At 71.1% G+C, this 19438-nt stretch carries 23 protein-coding genes; 14 read left to right on the top strand and 9 right to left on the bottom strand.

Going from position 1 to position 19438, the window contains the following annotated elements; all coding sequences use genetic code 11:
• Positions 1–234 precede the first annotated feature (234 nt).
• From rlmKL to FQY83_RS08350, 3 genes are read right to left on the bottom strand one after another with little or no spacing between them, the layout of a single operon-like run.
• Positions 235–2469: a bifunctional 23S rRNA (guanine(2069)-N(7))-methyltransferase RlmK/23S rRNA (guanine(2445)-N(2))-methyltransferase RlmL gene (gene rlmKL, locus FQY83_RS08360; protein ID WP_146387004.1), complete on the bottom strand. Its 2235-nt coding sequence runs from the start codon at positions 2467–2469 to the stop codon at positions 235–237.
• 3 nt (positions 2470–2472) lie between these two features.
• Positions 2473–2997: a hypothetical protein gene (locus FQY83_RS08355; RefSeq protein WP_146387273.1), complete on the bottom strand. Its 525-nt coding sequence runs from the start codon at positions 2995–2997 to the stop codon at positions 2473–2475.
• 2 nt (positions 2998–2999) lie between these two features.
• Positions 3000–3473: an MOSC domain-containing protein gene (locus FQY83_RS08350; protein WP_425478624.1), complete on the bottom strand. Its 474-nt coding sequence runs from the start codon at positions 3471–3473 to the stop codon at positions 3000–3002.
• A 49-nt stretch (positions 3474–3522) separates the two neighbouring features.
• Between FQY83_RS08350 and FQY83_RS08345 the strand changes: the two genes are divergently transcribed.
• From FQY83_RS08345 to FQY83_RS08330, 4 genes are all read left to right on the top strand, one after another.
• The gene (locus FQY83_RS08345; RefSeq protein WP_146387001.1) at positions 3523–4095 is read left to right on the top strand and encodes an N-acetylmuramoyl-L-alanine amidase; all 573 of its coding nucleotides are present in this window, start codon (positions 3523–3525) and stop codon (positions 4093–4095) included.
• Between the two features lie 148 nt (positions 4096–4243).
• Positions 4244–5140 carry an acyl-CoA thioesterase II gene (gene tesB, locus FQY83_RS08340; protein ID WP_146386999.1) on the top strand — a complete coding sequence of 299 codons (897 nt, stop codon included), beginning with the start codon at positions 4244–4246 and terminating at the stop codon, positions 5138–5140.
• A 6-nt stretch (positions 5141–5146) separates the two neighbouring features.
• A complete protein-coding gene (locus tag FQY83_RS08335; RefSeq protein WP_146386997.1) occupies positions 5147–5962 on the top strand; it encodes a putative signal transducing protein in 816 nt (271 codons plus the stop codon).
• 74 nt (positions 5963–6036) lie between these two features.
• Complete coding sequence (locus FQY83_RS08330; RefSeq protein WP_146386996.1) at positions 6037–7173, top strand: RNA polymerase sigma factor; 1137 nt, start codon at positions 6037–6039, stop codon at positions 7171–7173.
• 226 nt (positions 7174–7399) lie between these two features.
• Here the strand turns inward: FQY83_RS08330 and FQY83_RS08325 are convergent, their stop codons facing one another.
• The gene (locus FQY83_RS08325; protein ID WP_202878172.1) at positions 7400–8068 is read right to left on the bottom strand and encodes an EF-hand domain-containing protein; all 669 of its coding nucleotides are present in this window, start codon (positions 8066–8068) and stop codon (positions 7400–7402) included.
• Between the two features lie 99 nt (positions 8069–8167).
• Here FQY83_RS08325 and FQY83_RS08320 point away from each other — a divergent pair, with 99 nt between their 5' ends.
• Together FQY83_RS08320 and FQY83_RS08315 are read left to right on the top strand one after the other, a co-directional pair.
• The gene (locus FQY83_RS08320) at positions 8168–8968 is read left to right on the top strand and encodes an arginyltransferase (protein WP_425478615.1); all 801 of its coding nucleotides are present in this window, start codon (positions 8168–8170) and stop codon (positions 8966–8968) included.
• Positions 8965–10197, top strand: a complete 1233-nt coding sequence (locus FQY83_RS08315; RefSeq protein ID WP_146386992.1) for an endonuclease/exonuclease/phosphatase family protein — start codon at positions 8965–8967, stop codon at positions 10195–10197. Before FQY83_RS08320 ends, FQY83_RS08315 begins: the two co-directional genes overlap by 4 nt.
• Positions 10198–10371: 174 nt before the next feature.
• On the opposite strand, the gene FQY83_RS08310 is transcribed toward FQY83_RS08315, so the two are convergent.
• Positions 10372–10704, bottom strand: coding sequence for a hypothetical protein (locus FQY83_RS08310; RefSeq protein WP_146386990.1), 333 nt, complete (start codon positions 10702–10704; stop codon positions 10372–10374).
• Positions 10705–11049: 345 nt separating this feature from the next.
• Between FQY83_RS08310 and FQY83_RS08305 the strand changes: the two genes are divergently transcribed.
• The 6 genes from FQY83_RS08305 (at position 11050) to FQY83_RS08280 (ending at position 14094) form a co-directional block, all read left to right on the top strand.
• Positions 11050–11910, top strand: a complete 861-nt coding sequence (locus FQY83_RS08305; protein WP_146386988.1) for an SPFH domain-containing protein — start codon at positions 11050–11052, stop codon at positions 11908–11910.
• 7 nt (positions 11911–11917) lie between these two features.
• Positions 11918–12196 (top strand): hypothetical protein, encoded by a 279-nt coding sequence (locus FQY83_RS08300; RefSeq protein ID WP_146386986.1) that lies wholly within the window; start codon positions 11918–11920, stop codon positions 12194–12196.
• A gap of 4 nt (positions 12197–12200) precedes the next feature.
• Entirely contained in the window at positions 12201–12389 is a 189-nt protein-coding gene (locus FQY83_RS08295) for a type II toxin-antitoxin system antitoxin (protein ID WP_146386984.1), read from the top strand.
• A gap of 70 nt (positions 12390–12459) precedes the next feature.
• Positions 12460–12642 (top strand): DUF4177 domain-containing protein, encoded by a 183-nt coding sequence (locus tag FQY83_RS08290; protein WP_146386982.1) that lies wholly within the window; start codon positions 12460–12462, stop codon positions 12640–12642.
• 93 nt (positions 12643–12735) lie between these two features.
• Positions 12736–13278, top strand: coding sequence for a hypothetical protein (locus FQY83_RS08285; protein WP_146386980.1), 543 nt, complete (start codon positions 12736–12738; stop codon positions 13276–13278).
• Between the two features lie 9 nt (positions 13279–13287).
• Positions 13288–14094: a M15 family metallopeptidase gene (locus FQY83_RS08280; protein ID WP_146386978.1), complete on the top strand. Its 807-nt coding sequence runs from the start codon at positions 13288–13290 to the stop codon at positions 14092–14094.
• A 70-nt stretch (positions 14095–14164) separates the two neighbouring features.
• Here FQY83_RS08280 and FQY83_RS08275 read toward each other — a convergent pair whose 3' ends face one another.
• From FQY83_RS08275 to FQY83_RS08260, 4 genes are all read right to left on the bottom strand, one after another.
• Entirely contained in the window at positions 14165–14530 is a 366-nt protein-coding gene (locus FQY83_RS08275; RefSeq protein ID WP_146386975.1) for a DUF423 domain-containing protein, read from the bottom strand.
• Positions 14531–14609: 79 nt separating this feature from the next.
• Positions 14610–15764, bottom strand: a complete 1155-nt coding sequence (locus FQY83_RS08270; RefSeq protein ID WP_146386974.1) for a polyketide cyclase — start codon at positions 15762–15764, stop codon at positions 14610–14612.
• Positions 15765–15969: 205 nt separating this feature from the next.
• Positions 15970–16611, bottom strand: a complete 642-nt coding sequence (locus FQY83_RS08265) for a response regulator (protein ID WP_146386972.1) — start codon at positions 16609–16611, stop codon at positions 15970–15972.
• Positions 16608–17864 carry a sensor histidine kinase gene (locus FQY83_RS08260; RefSeq protein ID WP_146386970.1) on the bottom strand — a complete coding sequence of 419 codons (1257 nt, stop codon included), beginning with the start codon at positions 17862–17864 and terminating at the stop codon, positions 16608–16610. The genes FQY83_RS08265 and FQY83_RS08260 overlap by 4 nt, the downstream gene beginning before the upstream one ends.
• 196 nt (positions 17865–18060) lie before the next feature.
• Here FQY83_RS08260 and FQY83_RS08255 point away from each other — a divergent pair, with 196 nt between their 5' ends.
• Both FQY83_RS08255 and minC read left to right on the top strand, forming a co-directional pair.
• Positions 18061–18663 (top strand): GNAT family N-acetyltransferase, encoded by a 603-nt coding sequence (locus FQY83_RS08255; RefSeq protein WP_146386968.1) that lies wholly within the window; start codon positions 18061–18063, stop codon positions 18661–18663.
• A complete protein-coding gene (minC, locus tag FQY83_RS08250; protein WP_146386966.1) occupies positions 18660–19424 on the top strand; it encodes a septum site-determining protein MinC in 765 nt (254 codons plus the stop codon). Before FQY83_RS08255 ends, minC begins: the two co-directional genes overlap by 4 nt.
• The last annotated feature ends 14 nt before the right edge of the window (positions 19425–19438 follow it).

Here is a 19438-nt window from a genome sequence, read left to right as displayed (position 1 = left end):
ATTGGGTCGGGAATAACCGTTAAAAATAGAACAATAGTTTTCCTTCAATGAAGTTTGTTCTATTTTCCCAGACTCCTTCCTGTCGTCATCCCCGCGAAAGCGGGGATCCAGCGTCTTTGCGAAAGCCAATGGATCCCCGCCTTCGCGGGGATGACGGCGGGATCGTGGCGCCCTCGCCCGGGACAAAACGCCGGATCGGCGCCGGCGAATGCCCCCTCTCCCGATCCGATCGCGTCACCCGTCCCTGCGCCGCAGCCGCCAGGTGCGATGGATGCGTGGATTGCGCGCGAAATCCGGCGGGATCGTCTCCGCGCTGATGTCTTCCACCGACGCGAACGCGGCCAGCGCGTCGGCGTCGAGCCGGAACCGGCGGAAGTTGTTCGAGAAGTACAGCACGCCGTCCGGCGCCAGCCGCGCGACCGCCAGCCGCAGCAGTTCCACGTGCGAGCGCTGCACGTCGAAGTCGTCGGCGCGCGCGGAATTGGAGAAGGTGGGCGGGTCGCAGAAGACGAGGTCGTACTCGCCGCGGTCGCCGCGCAGCCACGCCATCGCGTCGGCCTGTGCGATGCGGTGGCGGGTGCCGCCGATGGCGTTCTCGCGCAGGTTGTCGGCCAGCCATTCGAGATAGGTCGCCGACAGGTCGACGCTGGTGGTCTGCGCGGCGCCGCCGACGGCCGCCTGCACGGTCGCCGCGCCGGTGTAGCAGAACAGGTTGAGGAAGCGCCCGCCGCGCGCCTCTTCGGCGATGCTCAGGCGCAGCGGGCGATGGTCGAGGAACAGGCCTGTGTCGAGATAGTCGAACAGGTTCACGCGCAGCCTGGCCGCGCCCTCGCGCACGCTCATGAACTCGCCGCGATGGGCGAAGTGACCATACTTGCTGCCACCCTTCCCTTTCGCCCGGGTCTTCACCGCGATGCGCTCGCGCGGCACGTCCAGCGCCTCGGCGGCGCCGGCGAGCAGTTCGCCGAAGCGCCTGCGGGTGACGGCCTCCGGAATCTCCGCCGGCGCGGCATACTCCTGCACGTGCAGCCAGCGCTCGCGCGAGCCGGCGTCGGTGTAGACGTCGATCGCGGCGGCGTATTCGGGAATGTCGGCGTCGTAGGCGCGGAAGCAGTCGACGTCCCCGCGTTCGCGCCAGGACTTCGAGGCCTTCAGCGTCTTGCGCAGGCGGTTGGCGACCATGCGCGCGCCTTCGGACAGGTCGCGCGGCGCGGCGTCCTCGCGCATGGCCGGGCGGATCGGGTCGCAGACGATCAGGGTGCATTCGAGCGCGCCGTTGAACAACTGGTAGTTCTTCCTCGCGCGCAGGCCGGTAGCGAAGGCGAGTTCGCGATCGCCGCACAGCAGGCTCGCGCACCAGTCCGGCACCGCGCGCTTGAGTGCGTCGCCGAGCGTGCGGTACAGCGCGGGATCGGCGGCGAGGCGGGCGTCATAGGGCGGGTTGCAGGCGACGAGGCCGCGGGAGGTTCCGGCCTCGACGGATTGCGCCGCCGAACCGATGTTTCCGTCGGCGACCGGAACTTCAACCCCGCCATTCCCGCGAAAGCGGGAATGACGGGAAAGAAAGTGCTCGGCAAGTTGTTCGACCGGCCGTACTTCCCAGCGAATCGCATCGCGCAGCCCGGCCGCCGTCGCATTCTCGCGCGCGGCATGGATCGCCTGCGGATCAAGATCGCTGCCATCGAACACCGGCCGCAGCACGGCGCGCCCGGCGCGCTCGCGCGCGGCAGCGTCGTCGAGCAGCGCGCGCCAGGCATCGGCGTCGAATCCGCGCCAGCGGCTCGGCAAGACATCGCCATGCCGCAGCAGCCCCGGCGCGACGTCGGCCGCCATCAGCGCGCCTTCGATCACCAGGGTGCCGCTGCCGCACATCGGGTCGAGTAGCGCGCCGCCTTCGGCGTACAGCTTCGGCCAGCCGCCACGCAGCAGCACGGCGGCCGCGAGGTTTTCCTTGAGCGGCGCATCGCCCTGCGACCGCCGCCAGCCGCGCCGGTGCAGGGGGCCGCCGCCGAGGTCGACCGACAGCAGCGCCCTGCCCTTGCGCACGACGAGGTTCAGGCGCAGGTCGGGCGATTCGACATCCACGTCCGGGCGCGCACCCGAGGCTTCGCGCAGCGCATCGACCACCGCGTCCTTGATCCGCTGCGCGGCGTAGCGCGCGTGCGTGATCGCGCTGCCGGACACGTGCGCGTCGACCGCCAGCGTCATCGTCGCGTCGAGGTGATCCTGCCACGCCACTTCGCGCGCGCCGCGATACAGCGCCTCCTCGTCCGGGCAGTCGTAGTCCGCGAGCGGCCAGAGCACGCGGCTGGCCAGGCGCGACCACAGCACCGCGCGCTGCGCGTCGACCAGTTCGCCCTCGACGTTGACGCCCGCCGTGGTCGCGGTTGCCCGCGCGCAGCCGAGCGCGAGCAGTTCATCGGCCAGCAGGTATTCCAGGCCCTTGGCGCAGCTGGCGAAGAATTTCATCGGCTACAGGCGCGCGAGCAGGGCCGCGAACGCGTCCGCCGAGGCGCCGACGTGATCGGACAACCGATGCGCGTCGTCGACCAGCAGCAGCGTGGCATTGCGCGCAGCGGCCCAGTCGACGACGGCCGTCGCCGGGATCAGCTCGTCGTGCCAGCCGTGGACGATCGACACCGGCACGTCGGCCGCCTGCAGCGGCGGTGCGTCGCCCATGCGGGTCGGTGGCGCCATCAGGAACAGTCCGCGCACCGGCACGCTGAGCGACACCTGCCCGGAAATCCAGGCGCCGAGGCTGGAGCCGGCGAGCACCAGCGGACCGCGCGCCGCGGCGGCGCGAGCCAGCGCCTGCAGGCGCTCCACGCGCGCGAACACGTCGCCGAGTTCGCTGATTTCGCGTTTCGCGTCGAGGTCGGTGTAGTCGGGTCGCTCGTGGCTCCAGCCGGCGCGCCCGGCGACTTCCGCCAGCGCCGTCACCTTGGTCGCATCCGGCCCGCTCTCGAAACCGTGCGACAGGATGCAGTGCCCGCGCAGGCTCACGTGCCCACCCACTCGACCGCGTCGCCGACGCGCAATGCGCCGCCTTCGAGGATGCGCGCGCACAGGCCGCCCATGCCGCGCATGGCGTTGTAGCCGCCGGGGCCGAGCGCGTCCTCCATGCGCGAACACGGATCGCAGGCGTCGGTGCCTTCCAGCAGCACGTCGCCGATGCGGAAGCGGTTGCCCCTGAGCGCGGCCAGCGCGATGCCGGACACGACGAGGTTGCGGCGCAGGGTCGCGGGCGCGATCGCGGCGTGTCCGCTCAGGGCCGCGATCACCGGCAGGTGCTCGGCCTGGATAAGGGTGATGCCGCGCTTGCCGCTGCCGCCCTGGTAGCGGTCGCCGGCGAGCCCGCCGCCGGCCTGCGCCTCGACGACCCCGACCTCCCGCATCGGCACGTCGCGCGCCGGACGCAGGCCGATCCAGCGCACTTCGCCGGCGCGCGGAAAACGCGTCATCAGTGCGTGCATCGCGGTTCCAGGCGGCGGCAGTTCCATCGCGCAATGCTAGCATCGCCGCATGCCGCCACCGCCCGACGACACCGCGATCCGCGTCGACCACCTGCCCTATGTCGCGCGGCTGGAAACGCGGCCGCCCGGGGCGATCGACCTGGTGGTGATCCACTGCACCGAGCTGCCCGACCTCGCCACCGCGCGCGCGTACGGCGAGCGCGTGCTCTACCCGTCGTCGGGCACCGGCAACAGCGGCCACTGGTACCTCGACCGCGACGGCAGCGTGGTCGAATACGTGCCCGCGACGCGCGTCGCCCACCACGTGCGCGGCCACAACCCGCGCTCGGTCGGCATCGAGCTGGTGAACACCGGGCGCTGGCCGCGCTGGCTCGACGCCGACCACCAGGCGATGGACGAGCCCTATCCCGATGCGCAGGTCGACGCCCTGCTCGGGCTGCTGGCGACGCTGCGGCGCGAGCTGCCATCGCTGCGCCACATCGCCGGACACGAAGACCTCGACACCGAACGCGTACCGGCCGGCGACGACCCGTCCGTGCAGGTGGCGCGCAAGCGCGACCCCGGCCCGCTGTTCCCGTGGCCGCGCGTCCTCGCCGCCTGCGGCCTGCACCGCATCCCGTAGGATGCGCCTTCAGGCGCGATGCTTTTTCGCGACATTCCCGCACCGGGCACGAAAAAGCATCGCGCCTGAAGGCGCTCCTACAGGATCCGGCTCGCGGGATCCGCATGCCGGGTCCGTATAATCGCGGCATGCCGACCTGCGCCAGCCCATGACCTCGCCCGTCTCCGAACTGATCGAACTGCTGTCGCTGGAGCGGCTCGAGGACAACCTGTTCCGCGGCCAGAGCCGCGACATCGGCACCAAGTACGTGTTCGGCGGGCAGGTGCTGGGACAGGCGCTGTCGGCGGCGCAGGCGACGATGCCCGAGCCGCGCGCCGCGCATTCGCTGCACGCCTATTTCCTGCGCGCCGGCGACGTCGAGCACCCGATCGTCTACGACGTCGACCGCACCCGCGACGGCGGCACGTTCTCGGTGCGCCGGGTGACCGCGATCCAGCACGGCAAGGTGATCTTCTTCTGCGCGGCCTCGTTCCAGGAGGCCGAGGGCGGCGCCGAGCACCAGCCGCCGATGCCGCAGGTGCCCGATCCCGACGACATCCCGCCGGCCGAGCCGATCCCCGCCGACGTGCTGGCGACGCTGCCGACCAAGGTCCAGCGCTGGCTCAACCGCGGCGGGCCGTTCGAGTTCCGCCATGTGCATCCGCGCGACGACCTCAAGCCCGCGAAGCAGCCGCCGTTCAACCACGTCTGGTTCCGGCTCGGCGAACGCGTCGGCGACGGGCCGGAGCTGCACCGCGCACTGCTCGCCTACGCCTCGGACTTCCACCTGCTCGGCACCACCACCTTCCCGCACGGCATCAGCTACTACCAGCCGAACGTGCAGATGGCCTCGCTCGACCACGCGCTGTGGTTCCATCGCCCCTTCCGCGCCGACGAGTGGCTGCTGTACGCGATCGACAGCCCCAGCGCGCAGGGTTCGCGCGGGCTCGCGCGCGGGCAGGTCTTCAGCCGCGACGGGCGGCTGGTGGCCAGCACCACGCAGGAAGGCCTGATCCGCGTCGTCGCCGATGCGCGCGCGGCCGGCCCGGTTCCGGCGAAGGACTGACCGATCATGCGCCTGGTCTTCAGCAGCGCCCGCATCGAGAACGCCGAAGCCGTCGCGAAGCTGCTGGCCGACCAAGGCATCGAGGTGCGCGTGGAGAACGGCCGCAGCTTCCGCAGTTCGATCCGCGGCAACTTCAGCTATCGCGAGCAGGCCGAAGCCGGTGAGCGCGCGGCCGTCTGGGTGATCCGCGCCGACGACCAGCCGCGCGCCCGGCAATTGCTGCGCGACGCCGGGCTGCTGGAAGCCTCGCCGGCGGCGCCCACCGGCTTCCTGCCGACCACCGGCCATGCGGCCCGGGCCGCGTCGCCGGTGCGGCGCGCGCGGATGGGCCTGGGCCTGATCATCGTCGCCGCGGTGGCGCTGGCGCTGTGGCTCAACCAGTTCCGCAATCCCGGCTGGGACCTGCCCGAACGGCCGCCGCCCGCATCGGCACCGGCGCCGATCGATCCCTCGCTGCAGCAGATCGCGACCAGCGCCGAAACCGCCCACCTGATCCCGACCCCGCCCGCGCTGGCCGTGACCCTGGCCGCGCGCGAACACGCGCAGGCGCCGGCGCCGACGCTGTGCCTGTCGATCGACGGCGCCGATCCGACCGACGCCGCCCTGGCCGCCGCCCGCGCCGCCGGCCTCGATCCGCTGGCGGCCTCTGCCTGCCCCGCCGAAGGCGAGCGGCTGCGCGTGGCGGTGTCCGGCTACCGCACCGACGGCTCCGGGTCGGGCACCGTCGAGCTCGAGGTGGCCCGGAATGCCGGCGATCCCGTCGCGAAACGGCTCGAAGTCCGCCGCGACGGGGACCAATGGCAGGTGTTGCGCGCACCCTGAACGGATATGGTTGCAGCGGTCACATCCGGCCGCCGCGCCGCGTCCCGTCCCGAAGCCCCTTCGCCCGAGCCGCGATGTCCAACGAAGCCATCGACCTGCTGATCAAGCGCGAACTCCCCGCCGCCGTGCGCGGCGACCGCGACGCCTACGGCCGCATCGTGATCGCCAGCCAGAACACCGTCACCGCGGTCGCGCTGGCCATCACCCGCGACGTGCCCGCCAGCGAGGACATCGCGCAGGAGGCCTTCCTCTCGGCCTGGCACCACCTGCCACGGCTGAAGAATCCCTCGAGCTTCCTGCCCTGGCTGCGCCAGATCACCCGCAACCTCGCCCACGACCACCTGCGTGGCGGCCGCAACCGGCCGCTCGGCGGCGAGGCGGCGGAACTCGCGATCCAGTACGCCGCCGATCCCGAAGGCTGCCCGATGCAGCAGGCGCTCGACGCCGAGCGCGACGCCGTCGCCGCCGACCTGATCTCGGAACTGCCGGAGGAGAGCCGCGAAGCCCTGCTGCTGTACTACCGCGAGGGCCAGAGCTCGAAGCAGGTGGCGATGCTGCTCGGCCTGTCCGACGCCGCCGTGCGCAAGCGCCTGTCGCGCGCGCGCCAGAGCGTGCGCGAGGACCTGCTGGCGCGCTTCAGCGAATTCGCGCGCTCCAGCGCGCCGTCGGCGGCGTTCGCGGTCGGCGTCACCGCGGCGCTGGGGATCACCAAGCCGGCCGCCGCCGCGGGCCTGGGCATCGCCACCAAGTCGATTGCCGGCAGCCTGTTCGCGCGTTTCGCGCTGGGCTTCGCCGGCGCCGCCTCGGGCGGCCTGCTCGGCGGGCTGGTCGCGGCCTGGTTCGCGCGCAGCACCCTGCTCGACTACGCCGGTGACGACGCCGAGCGCGGCGCGCTCAACCGCTTCATCCATCGCTACATGGGCCTGTCGCTGGCGATGATCGCGGTGATCATCGCCACCCACTTCGTCTTCCGCAGTGAAGTGCACACCTTCGTCGCCATCGCCATCGCCCTGCTGCTGATGAACTGGCAGCTGCTGGTGATGCTGCCGCGGCTGGTGGACCCGCTGATGGCGCGCGACGCGCGAAGCGATCCGGCCGGCGCGAGGCAGCGGCTGCTGGCCTACCGGCTCACCTGGGGCCGCAGCGGCGTGCTGATGAGCAACATCATCGTCATCGGCTCGCTGGTCATCGCGCACCTGCATTTCGCCTGACGGCGCACCCTTTCCGTCGTCTTCCTTCCTGCAGTCATCCCGGCACTCCCCAACGTCATCCCGGCGAAAGCCGGGATCCATTTTGACCTTGCCTTTGGCACCTGCCGTCCAACAGCGACGACAAGAGCCAAATGGATCCCGGCTTTCGCCGGGATGACGAACGGGTACGGCATGAAAAAGGCCCGCGTCCTGCGACGCGGGCCTTCGTTCCACCGACGTTGCGCGATCAGCGCTTGGGCGGCTGCAGCTCCGCACGGCTCAGGAAGCCGTCACGGTTCTCATCCAGCCAGGCGAAGCGCTTGGCCAGCCGCGGCATCTTCTCGTCCACCTCGACGCGGCTGAGCTTGCCGTCCTTGTTGAGGTCGGCCTCGGCGAACTTCTCGTCGAAACGCTTGCGCATCTCGGCCTCGCGCAGCGGGCGCTGCTTCTCGTGCCAGGCGTTGACCTCGCTGCGGACGAGATGGCCGTCCTTGTTGGCGTCGATCGCGGCGAAGTGCTCGACCAGCGGATTCGGACGGTCGCCGCGCCCGGCCTTGCCGGCCTCGAGTTCGGCGCGGCTGATGCGGCCGTCGCCGTCCTTGTCGAGGCGTTCGATGCCGCCATGGCCGCCGAAGCCGCGCGCACCATGGTCGCCGCGGCGCCCGTGCCGGCCGTGCTTGCGCTGCGGGCGTTCGCTGGCGTCCAGCTTGCCGTCGCCGTTCTTGTCGAGCGTGTCGAACTTCTCCGCCAGCCGCGGGAACTTCGCCGCCTCGGCGCGATCAATCACGCCGTCGCCGTTGGCGTCGAGCGTGGCTTTCGACGCGCGCTGCGACGTCGCGGAGGGCTCGGCGGCCATCGCCGTGGCCGCGGTGGCCAGGGCCAGCGCGAGCGCGATGAACAGGGTCTTGTGGTTCATGTGTGTCCTCGCCATGCGGCTCCAGTGCCGCCGTGATGGGGTCAACGCGCCGCCCGCGCGCCGGGTTGACATGCGCGCGGCCGGGTTCAGCCTGCGGACATGCGGATCGCACCCGGCGCGACCGGGCGCAGTATGCTGGCGGCGCAGCGCGACACAGGGTCTGGCGGTCGAAACGACATGGGCAACAACGACAACCTGCGGCTGTTCCACACCGGCGAGCACGTCTGCGGCTACTGGCCCGAGCGCACCGCGCGCGACCTCGTGTTCGACCCGCGCGACGAGCGCCTGCCCGCGTTCTACCCGCAGGCGCTGCAGTGGGGCTTCCGCCGCTCCGGCGACATCGTCTACCGCCCGCACTGCCAGCACTGCCGCGCCTGCGTCGCGGTGCGCATCCCGATCGAAGCGTTCGCGCCCAACCGCAGCCAGCGCCGCAACCTCGCGCGCAACGCAGTGATCGAGGCGCGCGTGCTGCCCGCCGGCCGCGACGACGAACGCCTCGCGCTGTATCGCCGCTACCTCAAGTCGCGCCATCCGGCCGGCGGCATGGACGACCACGGCGCGCACGAGTTCGACCAGTTCCTCGTCGGCAGCTGGGCCAACACGCGCTTCCTCGAACTGCGCGAGGCCGGCCGCCTGCTCGCGGTCGCCGTGACCGACATCGATGCGCTGGCGATGTCGGCCGTGTACACCTTCTACGATCCCGACGAAGCGTCACGCGGACTCGGTACGCTGGCGATCCTGAAGCAGATCGAGTGGGCCACGCGCGAGCGTCGCCGCCACCTGTATCTTGGCTACTGGATCGCCGGACACGACAAGATGGACTACAAGCGCAACTTCCGCCCGCTCGAAGGCTTCGACGGCCGCCGCTGGCGCCCGTTCGACGCGATCGAATCCGCATGACGCGCCTGCGCCGGCCGGCCGCCTGCCTGGCCCTGCTCGCCTGCGCGCTGGCGGCGGGCTGCGTGCGCGTCAACGTCCACGACCGTCCCGACACGCCATCGCCCATGCCCGAAACCGCCCCGCTCCGCGTCGCCACCTACAACGTCTCGCTGTACGACGAGGACAGCGGCGGGCTGGTCCGCCGGCTCGAACTGGGCAACGCGCAGGCGCGGCGCATCGCCGCGGTGCTGCAGAAGGTCCGGCCCGACATCGTGCTGCTCAACGAGTTCGACCATGACGCCGACGGCCGCGCCGCCGACCTGTTCCAGCGCGACTACCTCGAACGGCCGCAGCCCGGCGGCGGCGACGCCCTGCACTACCCGTACCGCTACCTCGCGCCGGTCAACACCGGCGTGCAGAGCGGCCTCGACCTCGACAACAGCGGCAGCATCGGCGGCGCCGGCCGCGAGCGCGGCAACGACGCCTGGGGCTACGGCCTGCACCCGGGGCAGTACGGCATGCTGCTGCTGTCGAAGCATCCGATCGACGCTGCGCATGCGCGCACCTTCCAGTTGCTGAAATGGAGCGCGATGCCGGGTGCGCGCCGGCCCGTCGACCCCGCCACCGGCCAGCCGTTCCACTCCGACGAGGTCTGGCGACAGTTGCGCCTGTCCTCGAAGTCGCACTGGGACGTGCCGGTGGACACGCCGCTGGGCACCGTGCACGTGCTCGCCTCGCATCCCACGCCGCCGACCTTCGACGGCCCGGAGAACCGCAACGGCCTGCGCAACCACGACGAGATCCGGCTGTGGCGCGAGTATCTCTCGCCCGACGACAAGCCGTGGCTGTGCGATGACGCCGGCGCCTGCGGCGGACTGGCCGAGGGCGAACGCTTCGTGATCCTCGGCGACCTCAACAACGATCCCGTCGACGGCGCCGGCGAGCACGCCGCCATCATCGAACTGCTCGAACACCCGCGCGTGCTGCGCCACGCCACGCCGCGCAGCGAGGGCGCCGTGCTCGCGGCCGCGGCCGACGGCGGCGAGAACGCCGCGCACCGCGGCTCACACGCGCACGACACCGGCCGCTTCGGCCCGAGGGTCGGCAACCTGCGGCTGGACTACGCGCTGCCGTCGGTCGGCTTCAGCCTGCGCGGTTCCGGCGTGTTCTGGCCGAAGCCGGGCGACCCCGACGCCGAGCTCACGGCGGCGAGCGACCATCACCTGGTCTGGGTCGACCTGGCGCCGTAGGGCACGCCACTCACCCCCACCCCAGCCCTCCCCCGCAGGCGGGGGAGGGAGCGACAAGCGCTTCTGCCCCCTCCCCCGCCTGCGGGGGAGGGCTGGGGTGGGGGCCAACCGGCGACACACGCCTACCCGTCGGCCGTCGGCGCCTCCGAAGCCCGGCCACGCACCTGGCGCGGCTCAGGATCCGCCCTGTGCGTCCGTCGCCGGCGACTGTGCCGTTTCCCCGGGCGCTTCCGGCAGGTGCGGCCGGAAGCCGAAGCTGCCGGCCTGCTGGCTCGACACGATCATCAGCACCATGCTCGACGGGACCATCAGCTCCAGGGTGATGTCCTGTCCCTCCGCGGTCCTGCCGAACAGGGTCAGTTCGACGAAGCCGCCGGCCGTGTCGACCTCGTTGCAGGCGACGTGCGGCCCGGCCGGCCCCTCCTGCAGGTAGGGCTTGATCGCCTCGCCCAGCACTTCGAGCGCCTGCGGGTAGAAGAACACGGCGAAGCCGCTGGTTCCGTTCATGCCTTGCTCCGGTGGTTCGGTGTCGTGCGACATCGTGCCGCGCAAACGCCCGCGCGTCATTCCCGCGGGGTGCATTGCCGTCCGGCGCACAACCCCGTCGTCCCCGCGCAGGCGGGGATCCAGCGTTGTTCGCAGAATCAATTCGCGGCCGAACCTCCCGGCGCATCCGTCGCCCAAGGCCAAGACACTGGATCCCCGCCGGCGCGGGGATGACCGGCGTTCCGGCGGGACGGATCACCAATGCCGTCGACTGGACTCCCGCGTGGGCTCGCCGACGAACGGTCTTGCAATTTGATATCAAATTGATATCTTTTCTTTGTCCGATGGGGGACGAGGAGACAGGCCATGAAAGAGAATCCGATCCGCTCGCTGCCCGGCATCCCGATGCTGCTCGTGCTGCTGGCCACCACCCTGCTGGGCGGCTGGCTGATCCTCAGTTCGGTCCAGGATGGTGCGCCCGGCTGGATCGCCGGCATCGCGCTGATGGTCGTCTCCGTGTTCCTGATGCTCGGCGCGTACATGGTCGAGCCCAACCAGGCCGCGGTCATCAGTCTGTTCGGCAAGTACGTCGGCACGGTGAAGGAAAGCGGCCTGCGCTGGAACAACCCCTTCTACGGCAAGAAGAAGGTGTCGCTGCGCGTGCGCAACTTCGAGAGCGGCAAGCTCAAGGTCAACGAACTCGACGGTTCGCCGATCGAGATCGCCGCGGTGATCGTCTGGCGGGTGGTCGATTCGGCCGAGGCGGTGTTCAACGTCGACGACTACGAGAGCTTCGTGCACATCCAGTCCGAGGCGGCGCTGCGCGCGATGGCGACCAGCTACCCCTACGACCAGCACGAGGAAGGCCAGATCTCGCTGCGCAGCCATCCGGTGGAAATCTCCGACCGGCTGAAGGAGCAACTCGACGAGCGCCTGACCGCCGCCGGCGTGGACGTCGTCGACGCCCGCATCAGCCACCTCGCCTACGCGCCCGAGATCGCGCACGCGATGCTGCAGCGGCAGCAGGCCAACGCGATCATCGCCGCGCGCACGCGGATCGTCGCCGGCGCAGTGGGCATGGTCGAGATGGCGCTGGCCGAACTGGAAAAGAGCGGCACGGTGCAGCTCGACGAGGAGCGCCGCGCGGCGATGGTCAGCAACCTGCTGGTGGTGCTGTGCGGCGACCGCAGCACGCAGCCGATCGTCAACGCCGGCACGCTGTACTGAGCCGACGATGCAGGCCTTCGCGCCCTTGCTGATCGCCGTGGGCGGCGTACCCGCGCTGCTCGCCGCGGTGCGCTACGCGTACGCCGCCGGCGGCGCGCAGGCGCGCGGCCTCGCGCTGCGCTGGGCCTGGATCGCGCTGGCCATGTTCCTCGGCGCGGCCGGGCTGCACTGGGCCGGTGGCGACGAGGGACGCACGATGGCGATCGCCGTGGCCATGGTCGTCGCGGTCAACGCGCTGCTGGCCTCGGTGGTCCTGCACCTGCGCCGCGGCAAGCGGGAGCGCTGACGCCATGGCCGAAAAAAAGGGCTATCCGCTGCGCATCAATGCCGACGTGCTGACCGCGGCGCAGAAATGGGCCGACGACGAGTTGCGCAGCCTCAACGCCCAGATCGAATACGTCCTGCGCGACGCATTGCGCAAGGCCGGGCGACTGCCGAAGGACGAGCCGCCCGCGGCGGACGAGGGAGACGCGACGTGAGCCTTCCCCGGATCGACGCGCGACAGGCGCTCGCCGCAGCAGACACGAAACCACGAGAGGGGGAATACCGATGAGCACACGCTGGACCTACCTGGTCGTCGAAGTGAAAACCGGCCTGATGGGCGGATTCAAGCTGGACGCCCTCAAGGATGAACTCGACAAGCACGGCAAGCAGGGTTGGGAGCTGGTTAACATCGTGCATGCCACCCCGACGGTCTCGTCGCCGACCCTGGTCTTCAAGAAGGCGCACTGACATGCGGACCGCCCACCGAGCCGTCCAGACGCCCTGTCCCGGCAGGCTCGCGGGACTCCGCTTCCGCTGCATGGCGCCGACCGGGGCGATGCCGTGAACGCCGGCACGCGTACGTTCGCGCTGGCGCCGTTGCCGCGGCAGGCGTGGCTGTTCCTGGCGGCGATCGCGGCGATGGTGCTGGTCGGCGGCCTGCTGCTGCCGCGCAGCGAGCCGCTGCCGGCGCCGGCGTGGCTGCTCGCGCCGTTCTTCGTCGCCCTGCTGCTGGTGGCGCCGCTGCTGGCGCTGCGCCGACGGCGCATCGCCGTCGAGGGCGAGGAACTCGTGGTCGCGGCGTCGTTCTACACCCGCCGCGTGCGCGCCGAGGCGCTCGACCTCGACCACGCCCGCATCGTCGACCTCGGCGAACACACCGGCTTCAGGCCGATGCTGGGCCTCAACCGCTTCGGCGTGCCCGGCTTCCGGGCCGGCCACTACCTGCTGCGCAACCGCCAGCGCGCGTTCTGCCTGCTGACCGCCAGCGACCGCGTGCTGGTGCTGCCGCAGCGCGACGGCAAGGTCCTGCTGCTCAGTCCGGAGAAGCCGCGCGACCTGCTCGGGCACCTGCGCGAACTGGCGGCGTCGCAAGCCCGCCGATAAGCTGCGCGGATGCCTCCCCGCCCGCGCACCCTGCTCAACACGCCCGACATCGAACTGTGGCCAGCCTGGCTGCTGCGCGCACGCGGCAACGGCGACGCGCGCATCCTCGCGCGCGCCGAACGCGTGCTGCGACGCAAGTGCGACGGGCGCTACCTCGCCGCGGCGCTGCGCGAGGGCCTGATGCCGCTGGTGCCGCGGTTCCCGCGCGAGCCGGGCGTGGACGACGCGCTCGACCTGCTCGATGCGGACACGGAAAGCACGTGGGCAGCCGATTCCGCGACGCTGCCGCTGCACCGGCTGGAAGAACGACTGGACGCGCTCGGCATCGAGGCCGACGCCTACGCCGCGCGCACCGGGCTGGAGGTGGTCGCCGAACCCGCCGCGCTGGCGCTGGCCGGCTTCGACCGCTATCGCCGGCCGCTGTGGCTGCTGGCCGGGGCCGCGCGCGCCTGGCAGCGCATGCGCGAGACCGCGGCGCGCGATGGCCTCGTGCTCGAGGCGATCTCCGGTTACCGCAGCCACGACTACCAGCTGGGCATCTTCGAGCGGAAGATCGCGCGCGGGCTGCAAGTGGACGACATCCTCGCCGTCAACGCCGCGCCCGGCTTCAGCGAACACCATTCGGGATGCGCGCTGGACATCGGCGCGCCGGGCGAGCCGCCGGCGGAAGAATCGTTCGAGCGCAGCGACGCATTCGCATGGCTGGCCGAACACGCGGGCGAACACGGCTTCGCGATGAGCTACCCGCGCGACAACCCGCACGGCATCGTGTACGAACCCTGGCACTGGCGATACGCGGACGGCGCGGCGGGCTGAAGCTTCGTCGGGGCCGCCAGCGATCGGGACCTTGTTGCCTGGAATGTGGCCGGAACGCCGCGCGCCCCGCTCAATCCTTCAGCACGGACACCGCACAGAGCAGCCAGCCCAGGATCAGCACGCTGCCGCCGAACGGCGCGGTGGCGGACGGGCCGTCGAACAGGTATTTCGACACCAGCGCGCCCGAGAACAGCAGCGTGCCCGCCAGCAGCATCGCCAGCGCGGCCAGCATCGTGCGCGACTGGCCGGCACGCGGCAGCGCCACGAGCGCCAGGCCATGCCCGAAGGCGAACAGCGCTGCGGTCTGCAGGCCGGTGCGCGCCCCGCCTTCGGCGCCATGCGCGGCGTAGGCGGACAGGGCGACGGCGGCAGCGGCGAGCACGGCCCCGGCGGCGCGCAGTCCCCGCAATGCGGCGGGAATGGCGGCCTGCGTCATGCGCGGCGCCCCAAACGCAGCGCGCCGCATCCCGGGGATGCGGCGCGCGACACGAACATCGGCATTGTCGCCCTGGCGCTTACTGCTTCAGCTTCCAGAACACGTCGAACTCGCCGTTCTCGGTGAACGCCTCGTCGATGCCGTTCTTGTAGATCTCGAACGGACGGTCGGTGACCTCGTAGCCGTTGGTCATCGCCCAGGCGCGGACGGCGTTGCGCACGTTCTCGAGCTCGGCCATGTAGCCGACGTACTGGCCGCGGGCGGCCTTGCCGGCCTCGGCACGGACGTATTCGACCGGCGCGCCGTCGGGGATCTTGACCTCCAGCTCGCCCTCGTCCACGGCCGGGGCCTCGGCGACCGGCGGCGCGGCTTCCTCGCCCTCGGCCTCGTCGCCGGCGGCAGGCGTGGACGCGGCGCCCGGACCCTTCCTGCGGACCGGCTGCACCACGTCGAAGGTGTAGTTCTCGCGGCCCAGTTCCGTGGACACGATGCGCAGCGGACCGGCGGCCACCAGGTTGTTGGCGTCCATGGTGCGCTTGATCCACTCGCTGTTGGACTTCATCGAGGCCTTGATCTTCTCGTTGTTGCGCTCGACCGCACCGGCGGACACCACCAGCAGGTTCTCGGCCGGGCGATCGACCACGCCCAGGTCGGTCAGGCGCACGCCATCGGCGCGGTAGTCGACGTTCGGCACCGCCGCCAGCATGCCGGCCAGCTTCGCCAGGCCCAGCTTCATGTCCTCGCCGACGTGGCCGCGGACGTACAGGCCGGCGTAGCGGCCCAGCAGGTTCCAGCCGTAGTCGACGGTGTACTTCTGCGTGATCTCGATGTTGCGGCCGCCGCGGCCGGTCGGCTTGAGCGTGAACTCCATGCGCTTGTTGTCGCCGCGGTCGGGGTTGTCGAGCGTGTAGACCACGCGGTTGTCCGCGTCGCTCTCGACGATCTCCCAGGCACCCTTGCCCAGCGCCCGCTCCTTCGACTCGTAGTCGAGGCGCGCACCGACGCCCGCGTCGGGGCCGGACCGCTGCAGCTGCGCACCGGGGTCGCGCAGGACCAGCGGGTTCCAGTCCTTGAACCGCTGCACGCTGTTGAGGGTGTCGAACACGATGGCCTGTCGGCGGTTGGTCTCGATCTTCTCGGTGATCGTGCGGCTCGACGGCAGGAACAGCGCCACGAGCACGAACAGCACGGCGACGATCGCCATTGAAATCAGGATCTCGAGCAAACGGGTCATTCAGGGTTCTCCAGGACCAATATCCCGCCACGGCAGGGCAAGGGGCCAATCGTAGCAAGATTGGCCGGGGCGGGGCGAGTCACGGCGCGGCGGGGCGCTGTTGCCCCCACCCCAACCCTCCCCCGCAAGCGAGAGAGGGAGTGGGAGCAGCATCCGCTTTTGGCCCCCTCCCCCGCTTGCGGGGGAGGGTTGGGGTGGGGGCACGTCAGACGAGTTGCAGCTCGAAGGCCTTCAGCACCGCCCGGGTCCGGTCGCGCACGCCCAGCTTGGAGAGGATGTTCGACACGTGGTTCTTGATCGTGCCCTCGGCCACGCCCAGCGAATTGGCGATCTCCTTGTTGGAGAAGCCGCCGGCCATCAGCCGCAGGATCTCGGTCTCGCGGTCGGTCAGCGGGTCGGGTCGGTCAAGGCTGACGAAGTCGTTGCGCATGTGCTCCAGGCCCGAGAGCAGGCGCTGGGTCACCGCCGGCTGCACCAGCGAGCCGCCGTCGGCGACGGTGCGGATCGCGCCCACCAGTTGCTCCAGCGACACGTCCTTGAGCAGGTAGCCCTTGGCGCCGGCCTTCATCCCGGCCAGCACCAGCTGGTCGTCGTCGAAGGTGGTCAGGATGATGGTCGGCGGCAGCTGGCCCGCGCGCGACAGCGCCTGCAGCGCCTCCAGCCCGGACATGGCCGGCATGCGCATGTCCATCAGCACCACGTCGGGCTTCACTTCGGGGATCAGTTCGACCGCCTGCTTGCCGTCGCCGGCCTCGGCGATCACCTCGATACCGCCGTCCAGCGCCAGCAGCGAGCGGATGCCCTGCCTCACCAGGGTCTGGTCGTCGACCAGGCAGACACGGATCATGGGACCTCCAGCGGGTGATTCCGGGACATTCCGGCCGGGGCCGGGGACGATGGCGGGGACGGGGACGCTGCGGGGGCCGGCTCCGGGCCGTGGGCGACCACCCCGCCCTCCACCGGCAGCCGCAGGCGGACCGTGAAGCCGTTGCCCGGCGAGGTCTCGACCTGCAGCGCGCCGCCGTGGGCCGCCAGCCGCTCGCGCATGCCGAGCAGGCCGTTGCCGGCGGTGGCGCCGTCGGCGCCGCGGCCGTCGTCGCGGGCCTCGAGCAGCACCGCGTCGCCGTCGAGCCGGTAGCGCAGGCGCAGCAGGCTGGCCTCGGCGTGACGCACGGCGTTGGTGATGATTTCCTGGGTGCAGCGCAGCAGGACGTGGGCGCGCTCGGGATCGTCGAGCAGGAAGGCCAGCGGCATGTCCATGTCGATGCGCAGGCCCGGCACGTTGTCGGCCAGCGGCAGCAGGGTGGCGCGCATGTCGATGGCGTCGTCGTCGCGCAGGCGGCTGACCGCCTCGCGCACGTCGCTGAGCAGCAGCTTGGCCAGGGTGTGGGCCTGGGTCACGTGCTCCTGCGCCTGGCCGCTGACGAGGTGGTTGGCGACCTCCAGGTTCAGGCTCAGCGCGGTCAGGTGGTGGCCGAGCAGGTCGTGCAGCTCGCGCGAGATGCGGGTGCGCTCGTTCACGCGCACGCTTTCGGCCAGCAGCGCGCGGGTGGCGCGCAGTTCCGCGTTCAGCCGCCGTTGCTCGTCGCGGGCCAGCACCTGCTGGCGGGCGACGTAGCCGGTGGCGAACACGAAGCAGGTGAAGCCGGCGTACAGCAGCGACTGCATCACCGCCTCGACCAGCGAGAATTCCAGCGCGCGCATGTACACCGGCACCACCACCAGCACGCTGACCACCAGCGCGGCGATGCTCAGCGGCAGCGGCAGCAGCCACGGCAGCACGCAGGCCGCCACCATCAGCAGCAACACGCCCAGGCCGCTGTTGCTGTAGTAGCTCAGGGCCACGGCGCTGCCGATCATCAGCGCCAGCAGCACGTAGTCGAGCAGGCTGACCCGGCGCGCGTCGAGGGTGCGGCTCAGCCAGGCGAAGCTGAATCCGAACACGGCCCACGCCACCCAGGCGTGCCAGCCGGCGCCCACCTTGGATGGATCGCCGTCGTCCACCGGCCCGGAGATCAGCCACAGCGGCAGCACCATCACCGCCCAGGTGAACAGGCCGGCATAGCGCAGCAGGCGGGCATGGTCGAGGCGCGAGAGCATGCCGCCATGTTAGGCGCATTCCGGGGCGCCGCGAGCCCCTCGGAAGTCATGCGCCCGCGCCCGCCTCGCGGTCGCCCGCCGGCGGAGGCCGTGCGATAATCCGCACCGGTGCCGCGCCGACCTTCGAGGTGCGCTTTTCGCGTTTTTCGACGAAATGGCGGCACCGGGAGTCGCCCGCAGTCTTCTGGAGTCAGGAATGTCGATCGTCATCCGCGACGTGCGCGAGCACGAGCTGGATTCCATCCTCGCCCTCAACAACGCCGCTGGCCCCACGATCCTGCCGCTGGACGCGGCCCGTTTCCGCAAGTTCTTCGACACCGCCGAGTACTTCCGCATCGCCGAGCGCGACGGCACCCTGGCCGGCTTCCTGGTCGGCTTCGGTTCCGAGGCCGACCACGACAGCAGCAACTTCCACTGGTTCCGCGAACATTGCGACCGGTTCTTCTACATCGACCGCATCGTGATCGCCAGCCGCCGCCGCGGCGGCGGCGTGGGCCGCGCCTTCTACGCCGACGCCCAGAGCCATGCCGAACTGCGCTACCCGCAGCTGACCTGCGAGGTGTTCCTCGAGCACGACGCCGACCCGGTGCGCCTGTTCCACGGCAGCTTCGGCTTCCACGAGATCGGCCAGCACGTGATGCCCGAGAGCGGCATCCGCGCCTCGATGATGGCCAAGAACCTGTGCAGCTACGAATGGGTGCGCGACACCTACGGCGACGCCCTGCCCGGCGAACCCTGGCTGTCGCGTCCGCGCGGGGCCCTGCCCCGTTCCGCCGCCGCGGAACCGGCCGGCGCATGAACGCGGCCATGGATTTCGAACAGGCCGGCGAACTGAAGATCGGCCAGGTCGGCGTGGCCAACCTGCGCGTGCGCACGCTGGACGTCGCGCGGCTGGGCGCCGAGATGCGCGACCGCGTCGCCCGCGCGCCGAAGCTGTTCGCCCGCGCCGCGGTGATCGTCGACTTCGGCGGCCTCGCCGCCATGCCCGACGCCGCCACCGCCCGGGCGCTGATCGAGGCTCTGTGCGCGGCCGGCGTGCTGCCGGTGGCGCTGGCCTACGGCAGCAGCGACAACGAGAAGCTGGCGGTCGAACTGGGGCTGCCGCTGCTGTCGAAGTTCCGCGCCCAGTACGAGCCGGTCGCGGGCGATGCGGCTCCGGCCGCCCCCGCCCCGCGCGCATCCGAGGCGCCGCCACCGCCGGCCGCGGCGAAGGCGCCGCCGGCTGGCGGCGAACCGGGCACGATCCAGACCGCGCCCGTCCGCTCCGGCCAGCAGGTCTACGCCGAGAACCGCGACCTGACCGTGCTCTCGGCCGTCGGCGCCGGCGCCGAGGTCATCGCCGACGGCTCGATCCACATCTACGGTCCGCTGCGCGGCCGCGCGCTGGCCGGCGCCCAGGGCAACGAGAAGGCGCGCATCTTCTGCCGCGCCTTCCACGCCGAACTGGTCGCCGTGGCCGGCCACTACAAAGTGCTGGAAGATATCCCGAAGGAGCTGCACGGCAAGCCGGTGCAGGTCTGGCTCGACCACGAAGAACTCAAGATCGCCGCACTCGATTGACGGCGACACACACA

It is taken from the genome of Luteimonas marina, assembly GCF_007859325.1.
Classification (GTDB): Bacteria; Pseudomonadota; Gammaproteobacteria; order Xanthomonadales; family Xanthomonadaceae; genus Luteimonas; species Luteimonas marina.
The sequence above is the reverse complement of the archived record's forward strand: the minus strand, read 5'-3'. Positions and strand labels throughout refer to the sequence as shown.